This is a genomic window from Armatimonadota bacterium, assembly GCA_022563855.1.
Lineage (GTDB): Bacteria > Armatimonadota > Fimbriimonadia > Fimbriimonadales > Fimbriimonadaceae > JADFMN01.
In genome coordinates this window covers 44,027-62,709 of sequence record JADFMN010000011.1, presented here as the reverse complement: position 1 = coordinate 62,709, position 18,683 = coordinate 44,027, and the positions used below count along the sequence as shown (strand labels likewise).

Below are 18,683 nucleotides of genomic sequence, written 5' to 3'. Positions count from 1 at the left end.
TGCTATGCGGGCTTTGCATCATGTGTTCCTCGTCATCGTCGTAACCGCGCTAGCGGCGTCCAACGGTGGCTGCGGATTTTCAAAACGACAGGCGGAGCGACAGGCTGACACGTTCCGTTATCCGATCATCACGACCCCGACGTCGTTCGATCCGGGCAACGTGCAGGACGGCGACACGCTTGACCTCCTTCAGCAGATTTACGAAGGGCTTGTCACGTGGGACACGAATAGCAGGGTCACCGGCGCGATCGCCGAGAGCTGGGAGAGTGCAGACGGAATAGTTTGGACCTTTCATCTCAAGGAGGGCGTGACGTTCCACAACGGTCGAGAAGTCGAGGCCTCGGACGTCAAGTGGTCGATTGAGCGGGCTTGCCGCTCTGGAGTGCAGTCCGTAACGATCGACGCCTATTTGAGCGACATCGTCGGGCTGTCTGAGTGTGCAGATCCAGAGAATCCGATAAACGAGGTCTCCGGCATCAAGGTTATCGACAAGTACACGATCGAGATCACCCTGAAACAGAAAACTCCGTACTTCTTGGGCAAGCTGACGTACTTGGTGTCAGCCGTCCTGCCAAAGGAAGCCGTTCCGCTAAACGGCAAGATTTCCAGAATAGAACAGATGGTCGGCACAGGCCCGTTCCGAATCGTCAAATACGAACCGGATTTGCTCGTCGTGCTTGAGCGGTACGAAGGTTATCACGGCGGCCCGGCGAAGACGAAGACCATCGAAAGGCTGATCATCAAAGATGCCGTGACGCGGCTGAACGTCTACAAGCAAGGCGAGGTCGATCTCGTCATGCTGGCCCGCCAAGACCTCGATGGGCTCATGGGAACCGAATGGGAGAAAGACCTCAAGTACTTCGATCGACCTGCGATTTGGTACGTCGGACTGAGCCCGGCAAATTACAAACCGTTCGAAGACGTGCGCGTTCGTCAGGCGTTCGCCTTGGCGATCGACAAGAAGAAGATCGTCAACGAATACTTAGGCGGTGTGAACACGGTCGCAAACGGAATTGTTCCGCCCGGAGTGCCCGGACATCGACCTGACGCCCCGGCGTTCGAATACGACCCTGCTCGCGCGCGGGCGCTCTTGGCCGAAGCCGGATACCCCGGGGGGCGCGGGATGCCGCCGCTCGAGTTGAACTACCGAGAGATGCGGCCAGACGTCAGGATCGTCGGTGAGGCCGTACAAAGCATGGTTTCCGAGGTGTTGGGTGTGGAGATTACGATTCGGACGCTCGAATGGGGCGCTTACTTGGAGAAGTACAACCGCAGCGAACTCTCGTTCTTCCATATGCGGTGGGCTGCCGATTTCCTCGACCCGCAGAACTTCCTGAGCCACATGCTGGCGACGTGGGGGCCGGAGAACAAGTTCGGGTACTCGAATCCAGAATTCGACGCCCTCTGCCGCAGGGCCGATACGTTGATGGACATGGATGAACGCATCCCGCTGTATCAACAGGCGGAAGACGTAGTTCTGAACGACGCGGTCTGGATTCCGATCTACTTCCAGCGCGACGTTGAGCTTCACCGATCGAACGTGTCGGGTTTGCGCGAATCGCTGTTCGGCCACCTGCCGCACACCACGGTCGTCGTCGAACGGTAGATACCGATGGATGTCCGACTGGTAGAGGCCGTAATTCGCAGACCCGCAGAAGGGGTTGAGTGGCGGCCGCTCGATCCTCCCGCGGAGTTTCCGTTCGCCGGAGGAACCGGATGGCAGAGCAACGGCGGCGCCGGACGTCTGCATCCTGCCCGGGCCCTTCCGTACACGCTTGAGATACAGCCTCCGGACTGCGATGGGCGACTCTCGCGCCTCGTGATTCTCGGCGTGTTCGCGTTATACGCCCGCGGTGACGTTGAGGCTTCCGGCGCTGTCGGAGGATCGGTCCAGTTTCTTGACGGCGAAACCGTCTTGCACAGGCGCGACCTCATCCAGGGCCGTCATTACGGCGATGCAACGGACGGCAGCGCGATTCGGCGCGTCAACGGCGATGGAACGAGCATCGAGACTGTCGGAGCGGCGACCATAGACGGCGAAAGCGTGCGCGTAGATGCGCTTTCCATCGCTATCCCGAGCGGGCTCAAGCCAGATCGGGTCGTGGTCAAAGACCTTGGGACGCCTGCGAGCTTCGTCGTCTTTGCAGCGTACTTCGAATACCAGCAAGTGGACGCCTGTCCGTTCCGGGGCGACGGGAACAAGGTCGCGCTCTCGGAGCTGGGCTCGATCCTCCGTCTTCGCGATCGCGCTCGGTTCGACCGCGCGATGCACCAACTGTTCGATGGGGTAGCCAGTTGCGAGGATGATCTGGACGAAGCGAGAGGACTGGCCCTGACGTTCCTCGCCGTCATCTCAGCTGCTCTGATCGAGATGGACGCCCCGCGCTCGATGCACAAGCTGCAGTTGGAAGCCGCTAGGGAGTTAGAGAACCAAGAGTCTGCGAGGGCTATAGCAAACTACACCGTGCAAACGGTGTGGCGCATTACCGAGTCGGTCATGCCCGTGCAAGGCTCGTCGGGGAACGCGTTGATCGATCGCGCGCTGGTCATCGTAGAGCGCAACTTCTCTGAAGAGATCGACGATGAGAGCGTTGCCGAGGAATTGTGTCTCAGCACATCGCATTTTCGACATCTGTTCAAGCAGGCCACGTCGCAGCCGTTCAACAAATACCTGGTTTCTTTAAGGCTGGAGAAGGCTCGCGAGCTGTTGCTCAGGTCGAACTCTCCAGTGACCGGCGTTGCCAAAACGGTGGGCTTCCAGAGCTCCGCTCACTTCAGCCGGGCCTTCGCGAAAAGGTTCGGAATGGCGCCATCCGTCTTGCGGCAGGCGAGAAAATAGCAACGAGACCGTAAATTTAGCGTATAAAGTAGTTAGACAAACGTGCCGATATATTCGGCGAGGCGTAGGTCGAATCCAACGCCGTGTGCGTCTCCATCGTTGCGCAAGTTGTCCTAGCGCGGATGGGACCGGCACAGAGCCTGGCAGAAATACCTGGGCTCAAAGTGCTGAAGGCATCAACTGCTCCCGAGGGGATCAGACGTTTGATGTCGGCACGGCGGCTGCGACCTGTCGATGGTCTCGGTTCGCAGGAATCGGATCAGCCTAAAGCAAGCGAGCCCCGGCGCACGATGCGCTCGGGGTCAGTTTGTTTTTAGATGCGCCCAACGGTCGCTAGAACTTCACCTTGACCGCCTCGCGCACAACCGGGTCTGCGATCTCGAACAGCTCTCGCGCCTTGAACGAGCCCATGTTCGCGATCAAGTTTGTAGGGAACGCTTCGAGCTTTGTGTTGTAGCGGGTGACGATGTCGTTGTAGTACTGGCGAGCAAACGATATCTTGTTCTCCGTGCTGCTCAGTTCCTCTTGCAACTGCTGCATGTTCTCGTTGGCTTTGAGGTCCGGATACGCCTCCGAGAGGGCGAAGAACCCGGAGAGCGCCGCGACCATCGCCGTCTCCGCCTGCGCCTTTTCACCCACGGTTTTTGCGCTGATGGCCCTGTTTCGAGCCTGGATGACTTTCTCAAGCGTCTCCTGCTCGTGCTTCATATACCCCTTGACCGTCTCAACCAAGTTCGGGATGAGGTCGTATCGGCGCTTGAGCTGCACGTCGATCTGGCTCCAGGCGTTCATCGTTTGTCGGCGGTCGGAAACGAGACCGTTGTACGCGACGATGATCCCCACGACGATCACGCCCACCAAAATCACGAATATCCAAATACCAACGAGCATAGTTACGCCTAGAATACGCTATTGAGCGGCGTTGCGTTGCGGGGCCGGCGATAGAACCACGGGACTCGGATCGTCAGAGCCGGGGTCTATGAACGTGATCGTCCCATCTCCGTTCCACGTTAGCACGATCTCCTTGTTCGCCTTGACGGCGTTCGGGCCGCCGTCTGCGATCGACTTGCCCATAACGTGCGTTGTCTTGAGGCGCAGTTCATCGCCAGCAAACCGCCACTTTCCGTTTGAGCCCATTCCGGAAGCGGTGATATCGAACGTTCCGTCCAGTTTGATTTTGACGATCAGCGTGTTCAATGTTCGGGCGAAGCCATCCGGCGGCGCCTCCGGACTGACAATATCCAGCTCGCCTGTCCACTCGCCCAACCAGCGGTCGCGCGTTCCACCCGTGCCGTAGATCGCCAGCGCCACCAAAAGCACCAGCCCTAGGGCGACCAAGCCACCGGTTATACTTCGACTCATGCCCGCCATCGTTCCTGAGACCTACCTCTCAATGGGTTTGACGACGGACGAGTACGACCGCGTTCTGCGGCTTTTGGGACGAGAGCCGAATCTGACTGAATTGGGCATGTTTGCGGTCATGTGGAGCGAGCACTGCGGTTATAAGTACTCTCGGCCCATTTTGGCGTACTTCGACAAGTACAAGGCGGCGATCGAGGGCGATGGGCTCGAAAACGCGGGAGTCGTGGACATCGGCGACGGCCTGGGGGTCGTCATGAAGGTCGAGTCGCACAACCACCCTTCGGCAGTTGAACCGTTTCAAGGCGCCGCGACTGGCGTTGGAGGGATCATTCGCGACATCTTCACCATGGGCGCACAGCCGATCGCTGTGCTGAACTCGCTGCGGTTCGGTCCGATCGTCGATGGCGACGAGGACTCCGAGACTGTGGCGAGAAACCGGTATCTCTTCTCTGGCGTCGTAGCCGGGATCGCAAGGTACGGCAACTGCGTCGGCGTGCCGACGGTCGGCGGTGAGGTGTCGTTCCACCCCCGCTACAGCGGCAACCCGCTGGTCAACGCGATGTGTTTGGGGATCGTCGATTTGGACTCAGTCCCCACATCCGCCGCTGCCGGGCCGGGGAATCCGGTCATCTACTTAGGCTCGGCTACCGGAAAGGACGGCATTCACGGTGCCACGTTCGCCAGCGATGCTCTTGGCGACGGCGGCGCAGACAAGCGGCCGAACGTGCAGATCGGAGACCCGTTCGAGGAGAAGCTGTTGATCGAGGCGACGCTCGAAGCGCTGGCAACGGGCGCGGTCGTCGCCATCCAAGATATGGGCGCGGCAGGACTCACGTGCTCCACCTGCGAAATGTCTGCCAGTGGCGGAGTCGGTATGCGGGTCGATCTTGACCTCGTGCCCATGCGCGAAGACGACATGAGCGCATACGAACTGATGCTCAGCGAGAGCCAAGAGCGGATGCTCTGCGTCGCAGAAAGGGGTCGAGAGCACGAAGTAATCGACGTTTTCCGCAAATGGGAGGTGAACGCGGTCGTCATCGGGGAAGTGACGGACGACGGGGTCGTTCGGTGCACCAGACACGGCGAACTCGCAGTTGAGCTGCCGGCGCGACTGCTGACCGACGAGTGCCCGAGCTACACCTTGCCGCTAGAAGAGCCCAAACAGTACCGCCAAGCCAAGGAGTACTCGATTGAAGGCGTAGATGTCGCCGATCCGCAAGAAGCCCTTCTTGCCCTGCTGAGCAGTCCGGCGATCGCGTCGAAGCGGTGGGTGTACGAGCAGTACGACCAACAGGTGCAAACCCAGACCGTGCGGCTGCCTGGCTCGGCGGACGCGGCGGTGCTTGCCCCCCGTGGCACTGAGAAGGGCCTTGCGCTCACGATCGACGGCAACGGGCGGTGGGTGTTCGCCGATCCATACGTCGGCGGTCAGCTCGCGGTCGTGGAAGCGGCGAGAAACGTTGCCTGCTGCGGCGCGCGCCCTGTTGCAGTTACCGACGGATTGAACTTCGGCAACCCGACGCTGCCGCACGTTTACTGGCAGTTTGAGGGCGCTGTTCGTGGTATCGCCGACGCCTGCAGCGCGCTGGGGACGCCGGTAGTCAGCGGCAACGTCAGCTTCTACAACGAAAGTTCGCTCGGCGAAGTGTTGCCGACGCCGCTGATCGGGATGCTGGGGGTCTTGGATCGTGCGTCCGACTCCGTCGGCCTCGGCCTCCCAAAAGAGCCAGCCGATATCGGGCTGCTGTGGTATGAGAACGGGATCGGAGACCAAGAGGGGCTTGGCGCGAGCGAGTACCTGGCGTTGGTCCATGGGACAGAAGACGGATGTCCCGTCGCTCCAAACCTTGCAGCGGAGAAAGACATTTGCGTGTGCTTGGTTTCCTTGGCGGCTCGAGGTCTTCTGCTCGCCGCGCACGACGTGAGCGAAGGAGGTTCGGCGGTCGCGCTCGCCGAAATGTCCATCGCCGGGTTGGTCGGCTGCACGGTCGATTTGGCAGGCGAGGCTTACCGATTTTCAACCCGCGCAGATTCGGCGCTGTTTGCAGAATTGCCAGGTTTTGTTTTCATTTGCTTCCGGCCCGAATCGTGCAACGAGATTGATAATTTGCTTCCGTCCGGAATCAGGTTGCAAAAGGTCGGTCGATCCGGCAAGTCCGAGCCCAATCTGAGGATATCGGCGAACGGGAAGCGAGTGATCGATTTTGAACCTGAACGGCTTCGTTCGGTGTACGAAAACGCGCTGCCAGACATCATGTCGGGCTGAGTCAAGTACGCATACTGTGCGGACAGAATCGTATACACTATGGGCGGAGAGAATCTGTGTTGATTGATCGATTTGAGTTATAGAGGGCAGCCCGTTGGGTGGAAACGATGAAAAAACTGATGTGTAAACTTGCGGTCGGGCTATCGTTGGCCGTGCTGTCTGCTGTCTCCTTTGGTCAGCAAGAACCTCCGGTAGTCAGATCTGTCGAGGAAGAGGTCGTCGCGGCGGTCGAAGATTACAAGGCGGGGAAGATAGAGATCGCGATCAAGGCGCTCGAGGAGCTGTACAGGCGAGACTCCGAGAACCACGACGTCGTTGCCTGGCTCGGTTACGTGTACTTGGTCGAAGGCCATCCGGACAAGGCGATTCCGCTTCTGAGACAGGCTGTCCGACTGCGACCCGAGGAGCCAACGCTTCGTCATGACCTGGCCATCGCATACACGCGTTCGGGCATGCAAGACGATGCGATCGAGGTGTTCGAGTTCCTCATCAAACAGGATCCGAAAAACGCGGATTACTTGAGCAGCCTGGGATCGCTGTACTTGCGGACGAACGAAGTGTCATCCGCAGCCGACGCACTGGCTGCCGCGCACGAGCTTGATCCTAAGAACGCCCTCGTGATGATGAATCTGGCGTCGGCGTACATCCGCCTTGATCGAAGGCTTGACGCGCTGCCGATTTACGAAAGGCTATTGGTCGTCGATCCACAAAACGACGTCGCCCTCTCTTGGGTCGGCTTCCTGTACTTGCAAGGAGGGCGCGCTGAAGACGCCGTGAAGGTTTTAGAGACGGCTCGATCGGTGCGTCCGAACGATCTAGAGGTGTTGAACAACCTCGGCAACGCATACGTGAAGATCGGGCGCAACTCCAAGGCGCTCGACGTATACATAAGCCTCGCCAAGCTGGCGCCGCAGCTTTCGGAACCTTGGTACAACATCGGCAGCATCCATCTGCAGAACGATCGGCCAACCGAGGCGGTGGAGGCGCTTCGCAACTGCGTGAGGCTCAATCCGCGTGATGCATACGGATACAACAACCTCGGTCGGGCGTTCGAAGACTTGGGCAGGCCAACGTCAGCGGCCGAGAGCTACAAGAAGGCTGCCGACATGGTGCCGGAGAGCCGCTTGTTCAACCGCAACGCAGGGCTTGCGCTCGCTAAGGACCGCAGGGCTGCCGTAGCCGTCGCGTATTTGGAGATGGCGCTCAAGCAGGGCGAAGACGATCCCCGGTTTAAGTTGGTGCTGTCCGAAGTGTACTCGCGCCTTGACCGACAGGACGACGCGCTCGCGATGCTGGAAACGTTGTCTGGATCGATGTCGGATAACGCATCTTACTGGTTCAACCTCGGCGTCATGCGGGCTCGCGCCGGAAACCTGGCAGGGGCAGACCGGGCTTATCGAATGGCGCTGACGATCGACCCGACCGACATCGACGCGATCACCAACCTCGGGCTCATGCTATACCGCTCCGAGCGGTACGAAGAGGCCGTCGGGCACTTTGAAAAGCTGGTAGGGCTGAACCCCAAGTCGGCGGACGCCAAGCTGAATCTTGCCGCTGTCTACTCAAAGCTGGGGCGCGCCGACGAGTCCGTCGATCTGTGGAAGGACTATCTGCACGTGTTTCCAGCGCGCCACGATGTGCGAATCGACCTGGCGAATGCGCTCTGGAACAGGCGAGAGTTCGACACGGCACGGTTCCAATACCAGTACGTCCTGAACAGCGCTCCGAAGAACGCTCCCGCACTGAACGGCATCGGTCTTTACTTGCTGCGCGAGACGAAGACGAAGGACGCTGAGATGAAGTTTCGACAGGCGATCGAAGCCGATCCGAAGTTCGCTCCGGCGTTCAACAACCTGGCGATTACCCTCGAGCGACAGAATCGAAAAGATGAAGCGATCGCCGCTCTGAAGCAAGCCTTGAAACTCAAACCTGACTTTGAAGACGCACAGCGCAACCTAAACCGATTGGAGGCCATCGGCGGCTAAGTTGAAGGCTCACCTTCTAGTCAACCTCTTTCGTCCGGATGCGGTAGAGGCCGCGCGCAACGCCGTGATGTGGCTGCAAGCCCACGGCATCGAGGTCTGCGCCGAGCGCGAATCGGCAGACATCATCGAGGTGCCGATAGTGTCTCAAGACGACTTTGGCCAAGCTGATTTTGTGATCGCGATAGGCGGCGATGGCACGCTGATCAAGGCTGCGCACATGATCGGCGATGCCGGAACCCCAATCCTCGGCGCCCAATACGGTCGGTTCGGCTTCGTCACGCAGATCGGGCCGGGTGAACTGGAGGCGGCTCTCAAGAAGTACGTTGCGGGAGAGCTGAGCACCGTTGAGCGCATGATGATTCAGACCGATCTGGTTCGAGACGGAACGGTCGTTGCGACGTTGCATTCGCTGAACGAGACGGTTGTGCAGAGGTCTGCAACCACGCGCATGCTGACGTTCGACGTTCATGTCGATGGCAGCGAGGTATCGCGCTACCCCGCAGACGGGGTAATGGTGAGCACGCCAACTGGTTCGACCGCCTACAACCTTTCCGCTGGCGGACCGGTTGTCGATCCGAGGATGAAGGCGCTGATCTTGACCGCCATCATGCCGCACACACTTTCGGCTCGCTCGCTCATCTTGCAGCCCGAGGCGGTTGTTGAGATCAAAGTCGAATCCCGCGAGGAGGCTGTGCTCTCATGCGATGGACACAGTCGGCTGCACCTTTTGACGGGTGATTTTGTCCGCATAACTATGTCGGCCCGGACGACCAAACTTCTGACGCCTGATGTCAACAGCTTCTTTGACAAACTGTCCGACAGATTGCTTTGGAGCCAAGGGCCGATCTAGATGTCTGAGGCTTTGCTGAGTGTTCGGGACGCTTCGATTTCGTTCAAAACGCCCGGCGGGTCGATTCGAGCCCTGGACGGCGTGTCTATCGAAGTAAACGTCGGGGAGACGGTAGCCGTGGTAGGCGAATCAGGATGCGGCAAGACGACCTTGGCCGTCGCGATCCTCGGCCTTGAGAAGCTCGCCAGCGGAACCATCCGATTCCAAGGAAAGGAGCAAAATCGGATGCCGAGGGACTTGGCGGCAAAGATCGGCATCGTCTGGCAAGATCCGTTTGCAAGCATCGACCCGCGCTGGCAGATCGGTCGCATTCTCGCGGAACCGGGCGTGCTGCTGAACAGACCGATCGACGTTCCCAGGCTTCTTACAGAGGTCGGCCTCGATCCAACGATGGCCGAGAGGTATCCGCACCAACTCAGCGGTGGCGAAAGGCAGCGTGTGGCGATCGGTCGGGCGCTGGCGCTGCGTCCTCCGCTGGTGATCTGCGACGAACCGACCGCTGCCCTCGACCTGAGCATTCAAGCACAGATTCTCAACCTGCTTCGCGAACTGCAGGCAGAGCGAGGATGCGCGTTCCTCTACATCTCGCACGATCTGTTGACGGTTCGATATTTGGCGGACCGTATGGCCGTTATGTACATGGGGCGAATCGTCGAGTTCGGGCGGACGGAGCAGGTGTTCAACTCCCCGATGCACCCGTATACGAAGGCTCTTTTGGACTCTGCGCCGACGCTCGAGCGCCTTGGCGAGTTGCCCGATATCGCGGAAGGGGAAGTCCCCGATCCTACGATCAAGATCGTCGGCTGCCGCTTCGCAGGACGGTGCCCAAACGTACAAGATGTGTGCAGAGTGGGCGAGCCGAAGCTCGTCGACAACGGCGGCCATATCGCGTATTGCAATTTCCCAAATCTGTTGATAACTGATCGCGAGCCGACCAATGCCAGCGGCTAAACTGACGGCGTGAGCCGACTGCCTTTGCCGGGCGCCAGATTGACGCTTTTGCCGATTGCGATTCGTCCCTTGGCATGATGATCTCCACCTTCCTACTGGCATTGGCAACTCTGCAAGTGCCGACGCCGTTGCCGACGCCAAGCGTGCTCGCGCCGCTGGCGTACGAAACGACGGCCCCTGGATACGGCGACCGAGCCGAAGTAGGGGATCGAGTCACCGTTCACTTCTTGGTCCAGGATGCGGACGGCGGAACGCTCATTGATAGCGAGATGCGTGGCTTGCCTTACACGTTCTTGCTCGGGCAGGAGGTATCAGAACCGTTCTGGACCAAAGCCGTGGACGGTCTGCGAGTTGGCGGCAGTCGCGTCGTCACAGGGCCAGGGGGTGCGTTCGGAATCTCAAGCAGCGAGGATTCTGGAACAAACAGCGTGACCGTTGTTGTTAGGCTTGTAAGGGTCAACCCGCTAAAAGGCTAGAAATTGAAAACCTCGATGCTTGCAGAACTCAAGGAGCTGTGGCGGTTCCGGGAGTTGCTTTGGGCCATGGTTGAGCGCGAGCTCAAGATTCGGTACAAGAACAGCGCGCTTGGCTTCTTGTGGTCGCTGGTCAATCCTCTTGCGACCGTGCTCGTCATCACCATAGTCTTCAAGCTGTTCTTGCGAAATGAGACTCCGAACTTCAGTGCGTCGGTGCTGGCGGTGTACCTGCCGTTCATCTTCTTCCAGTTGTGCCTGATGGACTCGGCGCAATCGGTTCTCATCTCGCTGCCGATCATCAAGAAGGTGTACTTCCCGCGTGAAATCCTGCCGATAGCGAGCGTCGTAGCGAACTTCATACACCTGCTGCTCGCGCTGGGCGTGTTCTTCCTGTTTCTCTTTGCCGTTTGGGCCAAGAGCGGATTCGAGGTTTCGCCGTTCACGTGGAAGCTCGGATTCCTGCCGCTGTTGCTTCTCGTCAATTTGGCGCTGGCCATGGGCATGTCGTTCTTCATTTCAGCGCTCAACGTGTTCTACGAAGACGTCAAGTACGCAGTCGGCGTGGGTCTGTACCTGATGTTCTTTCTCACTCCCGTCATGTACTTTGCCGAGACCGTCTACTACGCGTTCAAGTCGTCCGGACAAGAGTGGCTGTACTACGTCTACAACCTGAATCCGCTAGCGATGCTATCGACGGCGTATCGCAAGACGCTGCTTCCAGACGGCAAGATCTCAATTACGATCGAGGCTGGACAGCCAGCGGAGATGATCTCCCCGCTTGACTTCAATTGGGTGCTGTTCGGCATCACCGTCGCCATGTCGTTTGGAGCACTGGTCTGGGGCTACGCCTTCTTCAATCGACTGAAGTGGAAATTTGTGGAGCGACCATGAGCGAAATCGCCATCGAACTCAAGGATCTGCGTAAGGAGTTCCTGCTCAGCCACAGCGGAGTCGGCTCGTTGAAGACGCTGTTGCTCTGGTGGAAGAACCGCCCGAAGATCGAAAAGCTAACGGTTCTGGACGGGCTGTCGCTGCAGATTCCGAAAGGCCAGTGTGCGGCGATCATCGGGCACAACGGCGCGGGCAAGAGCACGCTGCTGTCGCTCATCGCAAGGGTGTACAAGCCAACTGCGGGCACGATCGAGGTGAAGGGTCGGATCGGCCCGCTGCTCGAACTCGGCGCAGGGTTTCATCCTGACCTGACCGGTCTGGAGAACATCGTCTTCAACGCAATGATCCTAGGGTTGACGCGCAAACAGGCAGAGGAGCGCGTCGGCGCGATCGTCGAGTTCTCAGAATTGGAGCACCACATCGACGCACCGGTGAGGGCTTACTCCAGCGGCATGCAGGCAAGGCTCGGGTTTGCCATTGCGGCGAACGTCGATGCCGAAGTGCTGATCATTGACGAGGTGCTGTCGGTCGGCGACTACTCGTTCGCCAAGAAGTGCTTCGACTACATCGACCAATTCAAATCTAGCGGTGGAACCATCCTGTTCGTTTCGCACGACATGAGGGCGATCCGCCGGGTCGCGGATCGCTGCCTTTGGCTGAAGGACGGGGGGATCGAGGCTGACGGCACGACCGACGACGTTATTGCTCAGTATCAGGCGGACGAGCCGGACCTGTCAGCGGGGCTAGAAGAACGCGACAGAAAAGACCGGTTTGACTCCTGAACTTCGCAACCAACCCCAGGGTAATCACGGCCGGCGCCAGCCAAATCAGGAGTCTGAGCAGCGCCCCCAGCCGGTTGATCGTGAACGCAAGTACGGCCACGAGACGCCCGGACGTTATGCTGAAGTACAGTTCCTTCCCGCGATTGTAGCGAGCAACCGCCTTCCAACGGCTCTTGCTGCTGGCGCCGAGCGCATGGCCAAATCGCGCCCTTGGCACGTACACGATGCGACCGTGTTTCCGAAGCCGTCGACACAGCTCTGTGTCTTCGCAGTAGAGGAAGAAGCGCTCATCGAACCTCTCTAGCGGCCTCATAGCGAGGCAAGCTCCCATGACCTGCTCGACGTCGACCGCGCCGCTCGGATTCGTCGCCAGGATAGTCGCGGTCTTCCAGTACGGGGAGAAGATTCTGGAGGTTGGCAGCGCCTTCTCCAACAGCGTTTGCTCGCAGATCAACGCCCAGAGCGTCAGCTTTCCGGCACACGAGTTTTGCGCCTCGCCATCGTCGCTTTCTAGCAGTCCCCCGCACGCCACGATGTCAGGGCTCTCCGACAGCGTCTCTCGCAGTTGGGTGATAGCGCCGGGACGTGCCTCGGCATCACTGTTGAGCAGCAACGCGTATTCGCCGGACATCGCGTCAAGACCTTGATTGTTAGCGGCGCCGAAGCCCTTGTTGGCGCGGTTTTCGATCAGTGTGACGGCGGGGAACCGGTCTCGCACCATCACCGGGCTACCGTCCGACGAGGCGTTGTCGACGACGATAACCTCGTCTGCTTCACCAAGGGTCGCTAGACACTTTTCGAGAAGCTCGCGCGTGTTGTAGCTCACGACGATGACGGAGATGCGGCCCACGACAACAGTTATACAGCCCGCCATGCTAGAATTTCACCGTTCATGTCCGAGGAAGTACTTCTAACGCAAGAGGGTCTTGAGAAGCTCAAAGCCGAACTGCACAACCTCAAGTCGGTTGAGAAGCTGAAGAACGCCCAAAACCTCCGGGAGGCGAAGGCGCACGGCGACTTGAAGGAGAACGCCGCGTACCACGAAGCGAAGCTCAATCAGCAGCGGTTGAACGACAGAATCGGCCAGCTCGAAAGGGCGGTGATGCTGGCCAGGATCGTAGAGCGCCCCGAAGACTTTGATGGCAAGGCACACCTCGGTTCGAAAGTGGCGCTTCTTGATTTGAAGCGGAGCGGCGAAATCACGATAACGCTCGTCGGATCGTTCGAAATCGAGGCTGATGAGGACATGGTCGCCATTACATCGCCGCTCGGAGCGGCCCTCATCGGAAAGAAAGTTGGCGATGAGATCGAATATGAAGCACCTGCGGGCATACAGAAATACAGAATCGTTTCGATCGGCGATTAGCGCGCTGGCTGTCTTGCTGCTCGTGGCTGGCTGCTCGTCGCCGTCGCAACAGGTCAGCGATCAGCCAGAAGCGCAGGCTAGGCCACCGATTGACCCGAGCATCTCCTACGATGAAGAGGTCGTGGATGGCGATCTTGCGCTCATCCAAGGGGACGCCAGGCTATCGGTCGGCGATTCCAGATCACAGGCGTTAAGGGTGTTCAAGGCGCCAGCCGGTTCGTACCCGAGAACATCGCTGCCATCAGGCCTTGGCAAGAAGTTCAGCGCGATCGGATGGGAGTCGAACGACGCCTCCTTTGGGGCGATTCTATACACGAGAAATGATGCCGCTGCCTCCCACGTAGTGCAGGCAATGGTCACGTGGGAAGGCGTCGATGAAGAGACCGTTCAGCAGAAGTTCTTGCTTTATCGCGACGAATTCGGCCTCCCCTCAACGCCCATTGGTGGTCAGGACGTGGCGTATTGGTTCTGGCAAAAGCGTGAACGTGTGCTCATGATCAACAAGGCGACAGATCCTGCGGGCAAAGTGTCGCTAACCGTTGCGGTCGGGTTGAAAGAGGTGATGGCTGGGCTCAGGATGTCAGAGTCGGCAGCTAAGAAAGATAAGAATACTGCCGAAGAACTCCTGAGATCTGCGAAGTCGACAGGGCAATAGCTGCAACCAAATCGGGGTTCGCGGCGTCAAGATATATAGCCACTGGTGAACCAGCGGCAAATCTTTGTCTACAGGAGGTGACGCTAAGTATGAATGACCATAGTATTGAACGCCAGGGAGGTGTTGGGTTTTAGCACCCGGCATACGAGGCTGGGTTTAGCGATGAACCGCAGCCTCCCTGGCTAGAGAGTCGGCCTCAGACTTGGTCTGGGGCCGACTTATTGCGGGCCGTCGCCTGGTCGTCGCCAGATAGTCGCCAAGCAGTTGCCAGCTCGCCGATCCAACGGAGCGCGGACGTCATCCTGAGCTGAGCCTGTCCTGAGCCAGTCGAAGGATCGAAGGACCGCAACCCGGCATGTGGACTCTCAGTCCGCAGTGTTCTGGCCCCCTCCTAACCTCCCCCGTCCACGAGAGCGCGCTGCGAGCAGCAGCTCGCAGGCCGGGGGAGGGATTGAGGCCAGTCCCCTCCCCCGGAGCCTCGGGGGAGGGTTAGGGAGGGGGTCCGAACAGACGAAGTCCCTTCGATTGTGTAATGGTAACCTCATCCCAGATGCGATGCGTCGTGATTGTGCCAGCGCGGATGGGCTCGTCGCGATTCCCTGGCAAGCCCCTCGTCGATCTGCTCGGCAAGCCGATGGTCCAATGGGTCGTCGAGCGAGCGGTAGATTCCAAAGTAGCCGAGCGAGTGATCGTTGCTACGCCCGATTCAGAGATCATCGACGCGTGCAAGCGGTTCGGTGCCGAAGCCATGTTGACGAGCTCGGGGCACCGTACGGGCACGGATCGCATAGCCGAGGTTGCTGAAACCGTAGACGCCGATGTGTACGTGAATGTGCAAGGCGACGAGCCGCTCATTCGATCGGAATCGATCGCGGCGTGCGCCAAGCCCCTGTTGGACGACGACTCGATCCAGATGGGCAGCGTGTACTGCGACTGCCCGGCGGACGAAATTGAGAATCCTGACGTTGTGAAGGTCGTGCTGGACGGTGATGGATACGCCCTCTACTTTTCACGCTCGAGGATCCCGTATCCGCGCAACGAGGGATCTTTGGCCGTCAAGAAGCACATAGGACTGTACTCGTACACTCGCGACGCGCTCGCCAGGTTTTCACAATGGCCACAATCGCCGCTAGAGCTGACCGAGGGTTTGGAGCAGTTGAGATTCCAAGAGAACGGCGTGCGGATCAAGATGTCTGAAGGGGCCGGGACCGAGCTGGCCGTGGACACTCCTGCCCAGGCGGAGCTCGTTCGCTCGATTCTTGAAGCACAAGGGCGATGAGAGTGCGTCTTTAGGTTTAGCTGCGCTTGCCTGATATAATTTAGGTGAGGCCCGTAGCGTCTAATTAGATTGACAGCTGGAAAAGATGGCGATTCCGTCTGAACACGGTGAAGGCAAGACTGGTTCCGAGAGCCTGGAAGCGCTCTTGGACGCGGTCAAAGAACGCCTGCCAGACGCCGCGATAGACCGGATCCGCGCGGGGTACACGGCTGCTGAAGCCGCGCACAAGGGGCAGACGCGGGCCAGCGGCGAAGATTACATCCTTCACCCGCTCGCGGTCGCTGGAATCGTCAACTGGCTGAGGATGGACGAAGACTCGATCATCGCGGCGCTCTTGCACGACGTCTTGGAAGACACCTGGCTCAACGCACAGGAGATTCGCAAGCAGTTTGGCGACGAGGTGCTTCGGTTGGTCGAAGGCGTGACGAAACTCAGAATCAGCGTTGATTCGAGCGCGACCGCACGGCAGAGAGTCCGAGCAGAGAGCACGCGCGCCGCGGAAAGCCTGCGCAAGATGCTCATGGCTATGGCGCAGGACGTCCGCGTGATGGTGATCAAGCTCGCCGATCGGTTGCACAATATGCGGACGCTCGACGCGCTGCCGCCTGAGCGGCAGAGCCGGATCGCCAACGAAACGCTGAACGTTTACGCTCCCCTCGCGGGCCGTCTCGGCATTTGGCAAGTCAAGTGGCAGCTGGAAGACCTCTGCTTCAAGGTTTTGCATCCGAAGGAATTTCAAACGATATCCGAGATGGTCGCAAAATCGCGCCGCGAGCGCGAGAGCGAAGTCAACGAGGCGATGACCAGCCTGAGGACGCGTGTGGACGAAAAGGGGATGTCGCACGCGAAGATCGAGGGGAGGCCCAAGCACCTGTACAGCATCTTCAACAAGATGGTGATCGACAAAGTACCGTTTGAGGAGATTTACGACCTGCTTGCGATCCGCGTCATCGTTGAAACCCAGGCCGAGTGCTATACCGTGCTAGGTCTCGTTCACGAACTTTGGTTGCCGATCCCCGGTCTTTTTTACGACTACATCGCGATGCCAAAGCCGAATGGGTACCAGTCGCTGCACACAAAGGTCATCGGTCCCGGCGGCGAATCGGTCGAGGTGCAGATGCGAACTGTGGCGATGCACGAGGTCGCAGAGTACGGCATCGCTGCCCACTGGAGCTACAAAGAGGGGACCGACGACGCGGATCAGTCCGACAAGATGAAGAAGCTGAGGGAGCGGCTGTTCGACTGGTCGAGCGACAGCCAGACGTCCAGCGATTTCCTGAGAACGGTCTCGTCGGACCTGTTCAGCGAGCAGGTGTTCGTTTTCACGCCAAAAGGAGATGTGCTGGATCTGCCTACGGGCGCGACGCCGGTGGATTTTGCCTTTCGCGTACACACGCAACTCGGCATGACGGTCGTAGGAGCAAAGGTCAACGGGGTGATGGTGCAGCTGAGCGCGAAGTTGCAGAACGGCGACGTAGTCGAATTGATCACGCGAAGCAACGCCCAGCCCAGCCTTGATTGGCTGGAGTTCGTGACTTCGCAGCATGCGCGAAGCAAGATTCGAACTCACTTCAGAAAGCTGAACAAGGACGTGAGCATCAAGCGCGGTAAAGAAGCTGTCCAACGAGAGCTCAAAAGCGCCGGTCTGGATCCGAAAAGGGCGCTGAACGATGAAGTGATGGCGAAGGTCGCCGAGAAGATTCGAGGCTGTAAGACCGGTTCTGACGTCTTCGCAAAGGTCGGCGAAGGCCTCACGAGCGTCCAGAACGTGTTCAACAAAGTCCGCGCCATAGTCGATCCGAAGGGTGACGTCAAACTCGACAAAAAACAGCTTGAGGACAGCCAGCCGACGATGATTACCTCCGGGATAGACAACATCATGCTCAAGCGGGCTCGATGCTGCATGCCGCTTCCGGAAGAGGACGTCGTAGGTTATGTGACAAGGGGCCGCGGAATCATGATCCACAGGCGTCTCTGTCCGAACGCATTGCGGTTTGCCAACACGGAGCCGGAACGGCTGACGAGCCTTCAATGGCCCGCCGACGGCGACCGCTACGACGTGAATCTCAAGATCGTGACAGTCAATCGCCACGGGCTGCTGATGGACATCTCGACGATCTTGGCTGAGAGCAAGACGAATGTGCTGGGAGCAAGGATCAAGACGCTGCCGAACCACACGGCCGAGATAAACTTTACGATAGACGTTCGGGACGTCCAGGAGCTTCAAGATGTGATGAACAAGGTTGGGCAGTACTCAGACGTCATCAGTGTTCTGCGAGTGCTTGGAAGGATCGCCAAAAGGTGAGGGCGATTGTTCAGCGCGTATCGTCGGCGTCCGTTTCGGTCGACGGCGAGGTCGTCGGCCGCTGTGGAAAAGGGTTGTTGGCGTTGGTCGGCGCGCACAAGGACGATACCGACCTATCTGCGGCGAAACTGGCCGACCGAATCGCTGGAATGAGGATCTTCGACGACGGCGAGGGCAAAATGAACCTTGCGCTCTGCGACGTAGAGGCGTCCGGCGCGCAGGTGTTGGCGGTCTCTAACTTCACCGTGTTCGGCGATGCGCTGAAATCCCGGCGACCGTCGTTTATGGAGTCGGCTCCGTACGAAGAAGCAGAAAAGCTGTTCGATAAGTTCGTCTCTGAGTTGAGGCAGAGAGAGATCGATGTGCAGACAGGCGTGTTCGGCGAAATGATGCAGGTCGAACTGTGCAACGACGGGCCGGTGACGCTCGTGATCGACTGTTGAGCGACGTGATTCAACTTGGCCCTCCCCATCTCACGTCTCGGGACTCGGGACTCAGGACTCGGGACTCAGGACTCGGGACTCGGGACTTGCAACTGTCCCGGGAGGGCGAGCGTCCCCGCGAGCCGCGCCAGCGCAGGCCGATCGCACCGCCAAACTGCCAAAATCTGGCACACGCATGGAGGGTCGTCCTCCTGGGCGACCTTGGCTCACCGCGCACATCGGACTGAGAGTCC

General features: G+C 59.0%; 17 protein-coding genes. 14 read left to right on the top strand and 3 right to left on the bottom strand.

Annotated elements, in window-relative coordinates; all coding sequences use genetic code 11:
- Positions 1-4: 4 nt before the first annotated feature.
- Positions 5-1,606 (top strand): ABC transporter substrate-binding protein, encoded by a 1,602-nt coding sequence (locus IH944_12690; protein ID MCH7905404.1) that lies wholly within the window; start codon positions 5-7, stop codon positions 1,604-1,606.
- A gap of 6 nt (positions 1,607-1,612) precedes the next feature.
- On the top strand, positions 1,613-2,839 hold the full coding sequence (locus IH944_12685) for a helix-turn-helix transcriptional regulator (GenBank protein MCH7905403.1): 1,227 nt from the start codon (positions 1,613-1,615) through the stop codon (positions 2,837-2,839).
- Positions 2,840-3,172: 333 nt separating this feature from the next.
- Here the strand turns inward: IH944_12685 and IH944_12680 are convergent, their stop codons facing one another.
- Positions 3,173-3,730 carry a LemA family protein gene (locus tag IH944_12680; GenBank protein MCH7905402.1) on the bottom strand — a complete coding sequence of 186 codons (558 nt, stop codon included), beginning with the start codon at positions 3,728-3,730 and terminating at the stop codon, positions 3,173-3,175.
- A gap of 18 nt (positions 3,731-3,748) precedes the next feature.
- Positions 3,749-4,201: a hypothetical protein gene (locus IH944_12675; protein ID MCH7905401.1), complete on the bottom strand. Its 453-nt coding sequence runs from the start codon at positions 4,199-4,201 to the stop codon at positions 3,749-3,751.
- On the opposite strand from IH944_12675, the gene purL reads away from it, so the two are divergent.
- The 7 genes from purL (at position 4,200) to IH944_12640 (ending at position 12,402) form a co-directional block, all read left to right on the top strand.
- On the top strand, positions 4,200-6,467 hold the full coding sequence (purL, locus tag IH944_12670) for a phosphoribosylformylglycinamidine synthase subunit PurL (protein ID MCH7905400.1): 2,268 nt from the start codon (positions 4,200-4,202) through the stop codon (positions 6,465-6,467). The genes IH944_12675 and purL overlap by 2 nt on opposite strands.
- Before the next feature lie 107 nt (positions 6,468-6,574).
- Positions 6,575-8,452 (top strand): tetratricopeptide repeat protein, encoded by a 1,878-nt coding sequence (locus tag IH944_12665; GenBank protein ID MCH7905399.1) that lies wholly within the window; start codon positions 6,575-6,577, stop codon positions 8,450-8,452.
- 1 nt (position 8,453) lies between these two features.
- Positions 8,454-9,302, top strand: a complete 849-nt coding sequence (locus IH944_12660; protein MCH7905398.1) for an NAD(+)/NADH kinase — start codon at positions 8,454-8,456, stop codon at positions 9,300-9,302.
- A complete protein-coding gene (locus tag IH944_12655) occupies positions 9,303-10,253 on the top strand; it encodes an ABC transporter ATP-binding protein (protein MCH7905397.1) in 951 nt (316 codons plus the stop codon).
- A gap of 74 nt (positions 10,254-10,327) precedes the next feature.
- Entirely contained in the window at positions 10,328-10,729 is a 402-nt protein-coding gene (locus IH944_12650) for an FKBP-type peptidyl-prolyl cis-trans isomerase (GenBank protein ID MCH7905396.1), read from the top strand.
- Positions 10,730-10,744: 15 nt separating this feature from the next.
- The gene (locus IH944_12645) at positions 10,745-11,620 is read left to right on the top strand and encodes an ABC transporter permease (protein MCH7905395.1); all 876 of its coding nucleotides are present in this window, start codon (positions 10,745-10,747) and stop codon (positions 11,618-11,620) included.
- Positions 11,617-12,402 (top strand): ABC transporter ATP-binding protein, encoded by a 786-nt coding sequence (locus IH944_12640; GenBank protein MCH7905394.1) that lies wholly within the window; start codon positions 11,617-11,619, stop codon positions 12,400-12,402. Before IH944_12645 ends, IH944_12640 begins: the two co-directional genes overlap by 4 nt.
- Here the strand turns inward: IH944_12640 and IH944_12635 are convergent.
- Complete coding sequence (locus tag IH944_12635) at positions 12,320-13,252, bottom strand: glycosyltransferase family 2 protein (protein MCH7905393.1); 933 nt, start codon at positions 13,250-13,252, stop codon at positions 12,320-12,322. The genes IH944_12640 and IH944_12635 overlap by 83 nt on opposite strands.
- Positions 13,253-13,294: 42 nt before the next feature.
- On the opposite strand from IH944_12635, the gene IH944_12630 reads away from it, so the two are divergent.
- The 5 genes from IH944_12630 to IH944_12610 all read left to right on the top strand — a co-directional run bounded on the left by IH944_12630 (position 13,295) and on the right by IH944_12610 (position 18,450).
- The gene (locus IH944_12630; GenBank protein ID MCH7905392.1) at positions 13,295-13,768 is read left to right on the top strand and encodes a transcription elongation factor GreA; all 474 of its coding nucleotides are present in this window, start codon (positions 13,295-13,297) and stop codon (positions 13,766-13,768) included.
- On the top strand, positions 13,716-14,423 hold the full coding sequence (locus IH944_12625) for a hypothetical protein (GenBank protein ID MCH7905391.1): 708 nt from the start codon (positions 13,716-13,718) through the stop codon (positions 14,421-14,423). The genes IH944_12630 and IH944_12625 overlap by 53 nt, the downstream gene beginning before the upstream one ends.
- A gap of 550 nt (positions 14,424-14,973) precedes the next feature.
- Positions 14,974-15,702: a 3-deoxy-manno-octulosonate cytidylyltransferase gene (gene kdsB / locus IH944_12620; GenBank protein MCH7905390.1), complete on the top strand. Its 729-nt coding sequence runs from the start codon at positions 14,974-14,976 to the stop codon at positions 15,700-15,702.
- A gap of 85 nt (positions 15,703-15,787) precedes the next feature.
- Complete coding sequence (locus IH944_12615) at positions 15,788-18,007, top strand: bifunctional (p)ppGpp synthetase/guanosine-3',5'-bis(diphosphate) 3'-pyrophosphohydrolase (GenBank protein MCH7905389.1); 2,220 nt, start codon at positions 15,788-15,790, stop codon at positions 18,005-18,007.
- The gene (locus tag IH944_12610) at positions 18,004-18,450 is read left to right on the top strand and encodes a D-tyrosyl-tRNA(Tyr) deacylase (protein ID MCH7905388.1); all 447 of its coding nucleotides are present in this window, start codon (positions 18,004-18,006) and stop codon (positions 18,448-18,450) included. The genes IH944_12615 and IH944_12610 overlap by 4 nt, the downstream gene beginning before the upstream one ends.
- Positions 18,451-18,683: the final 233 nt, after the last annotated feature.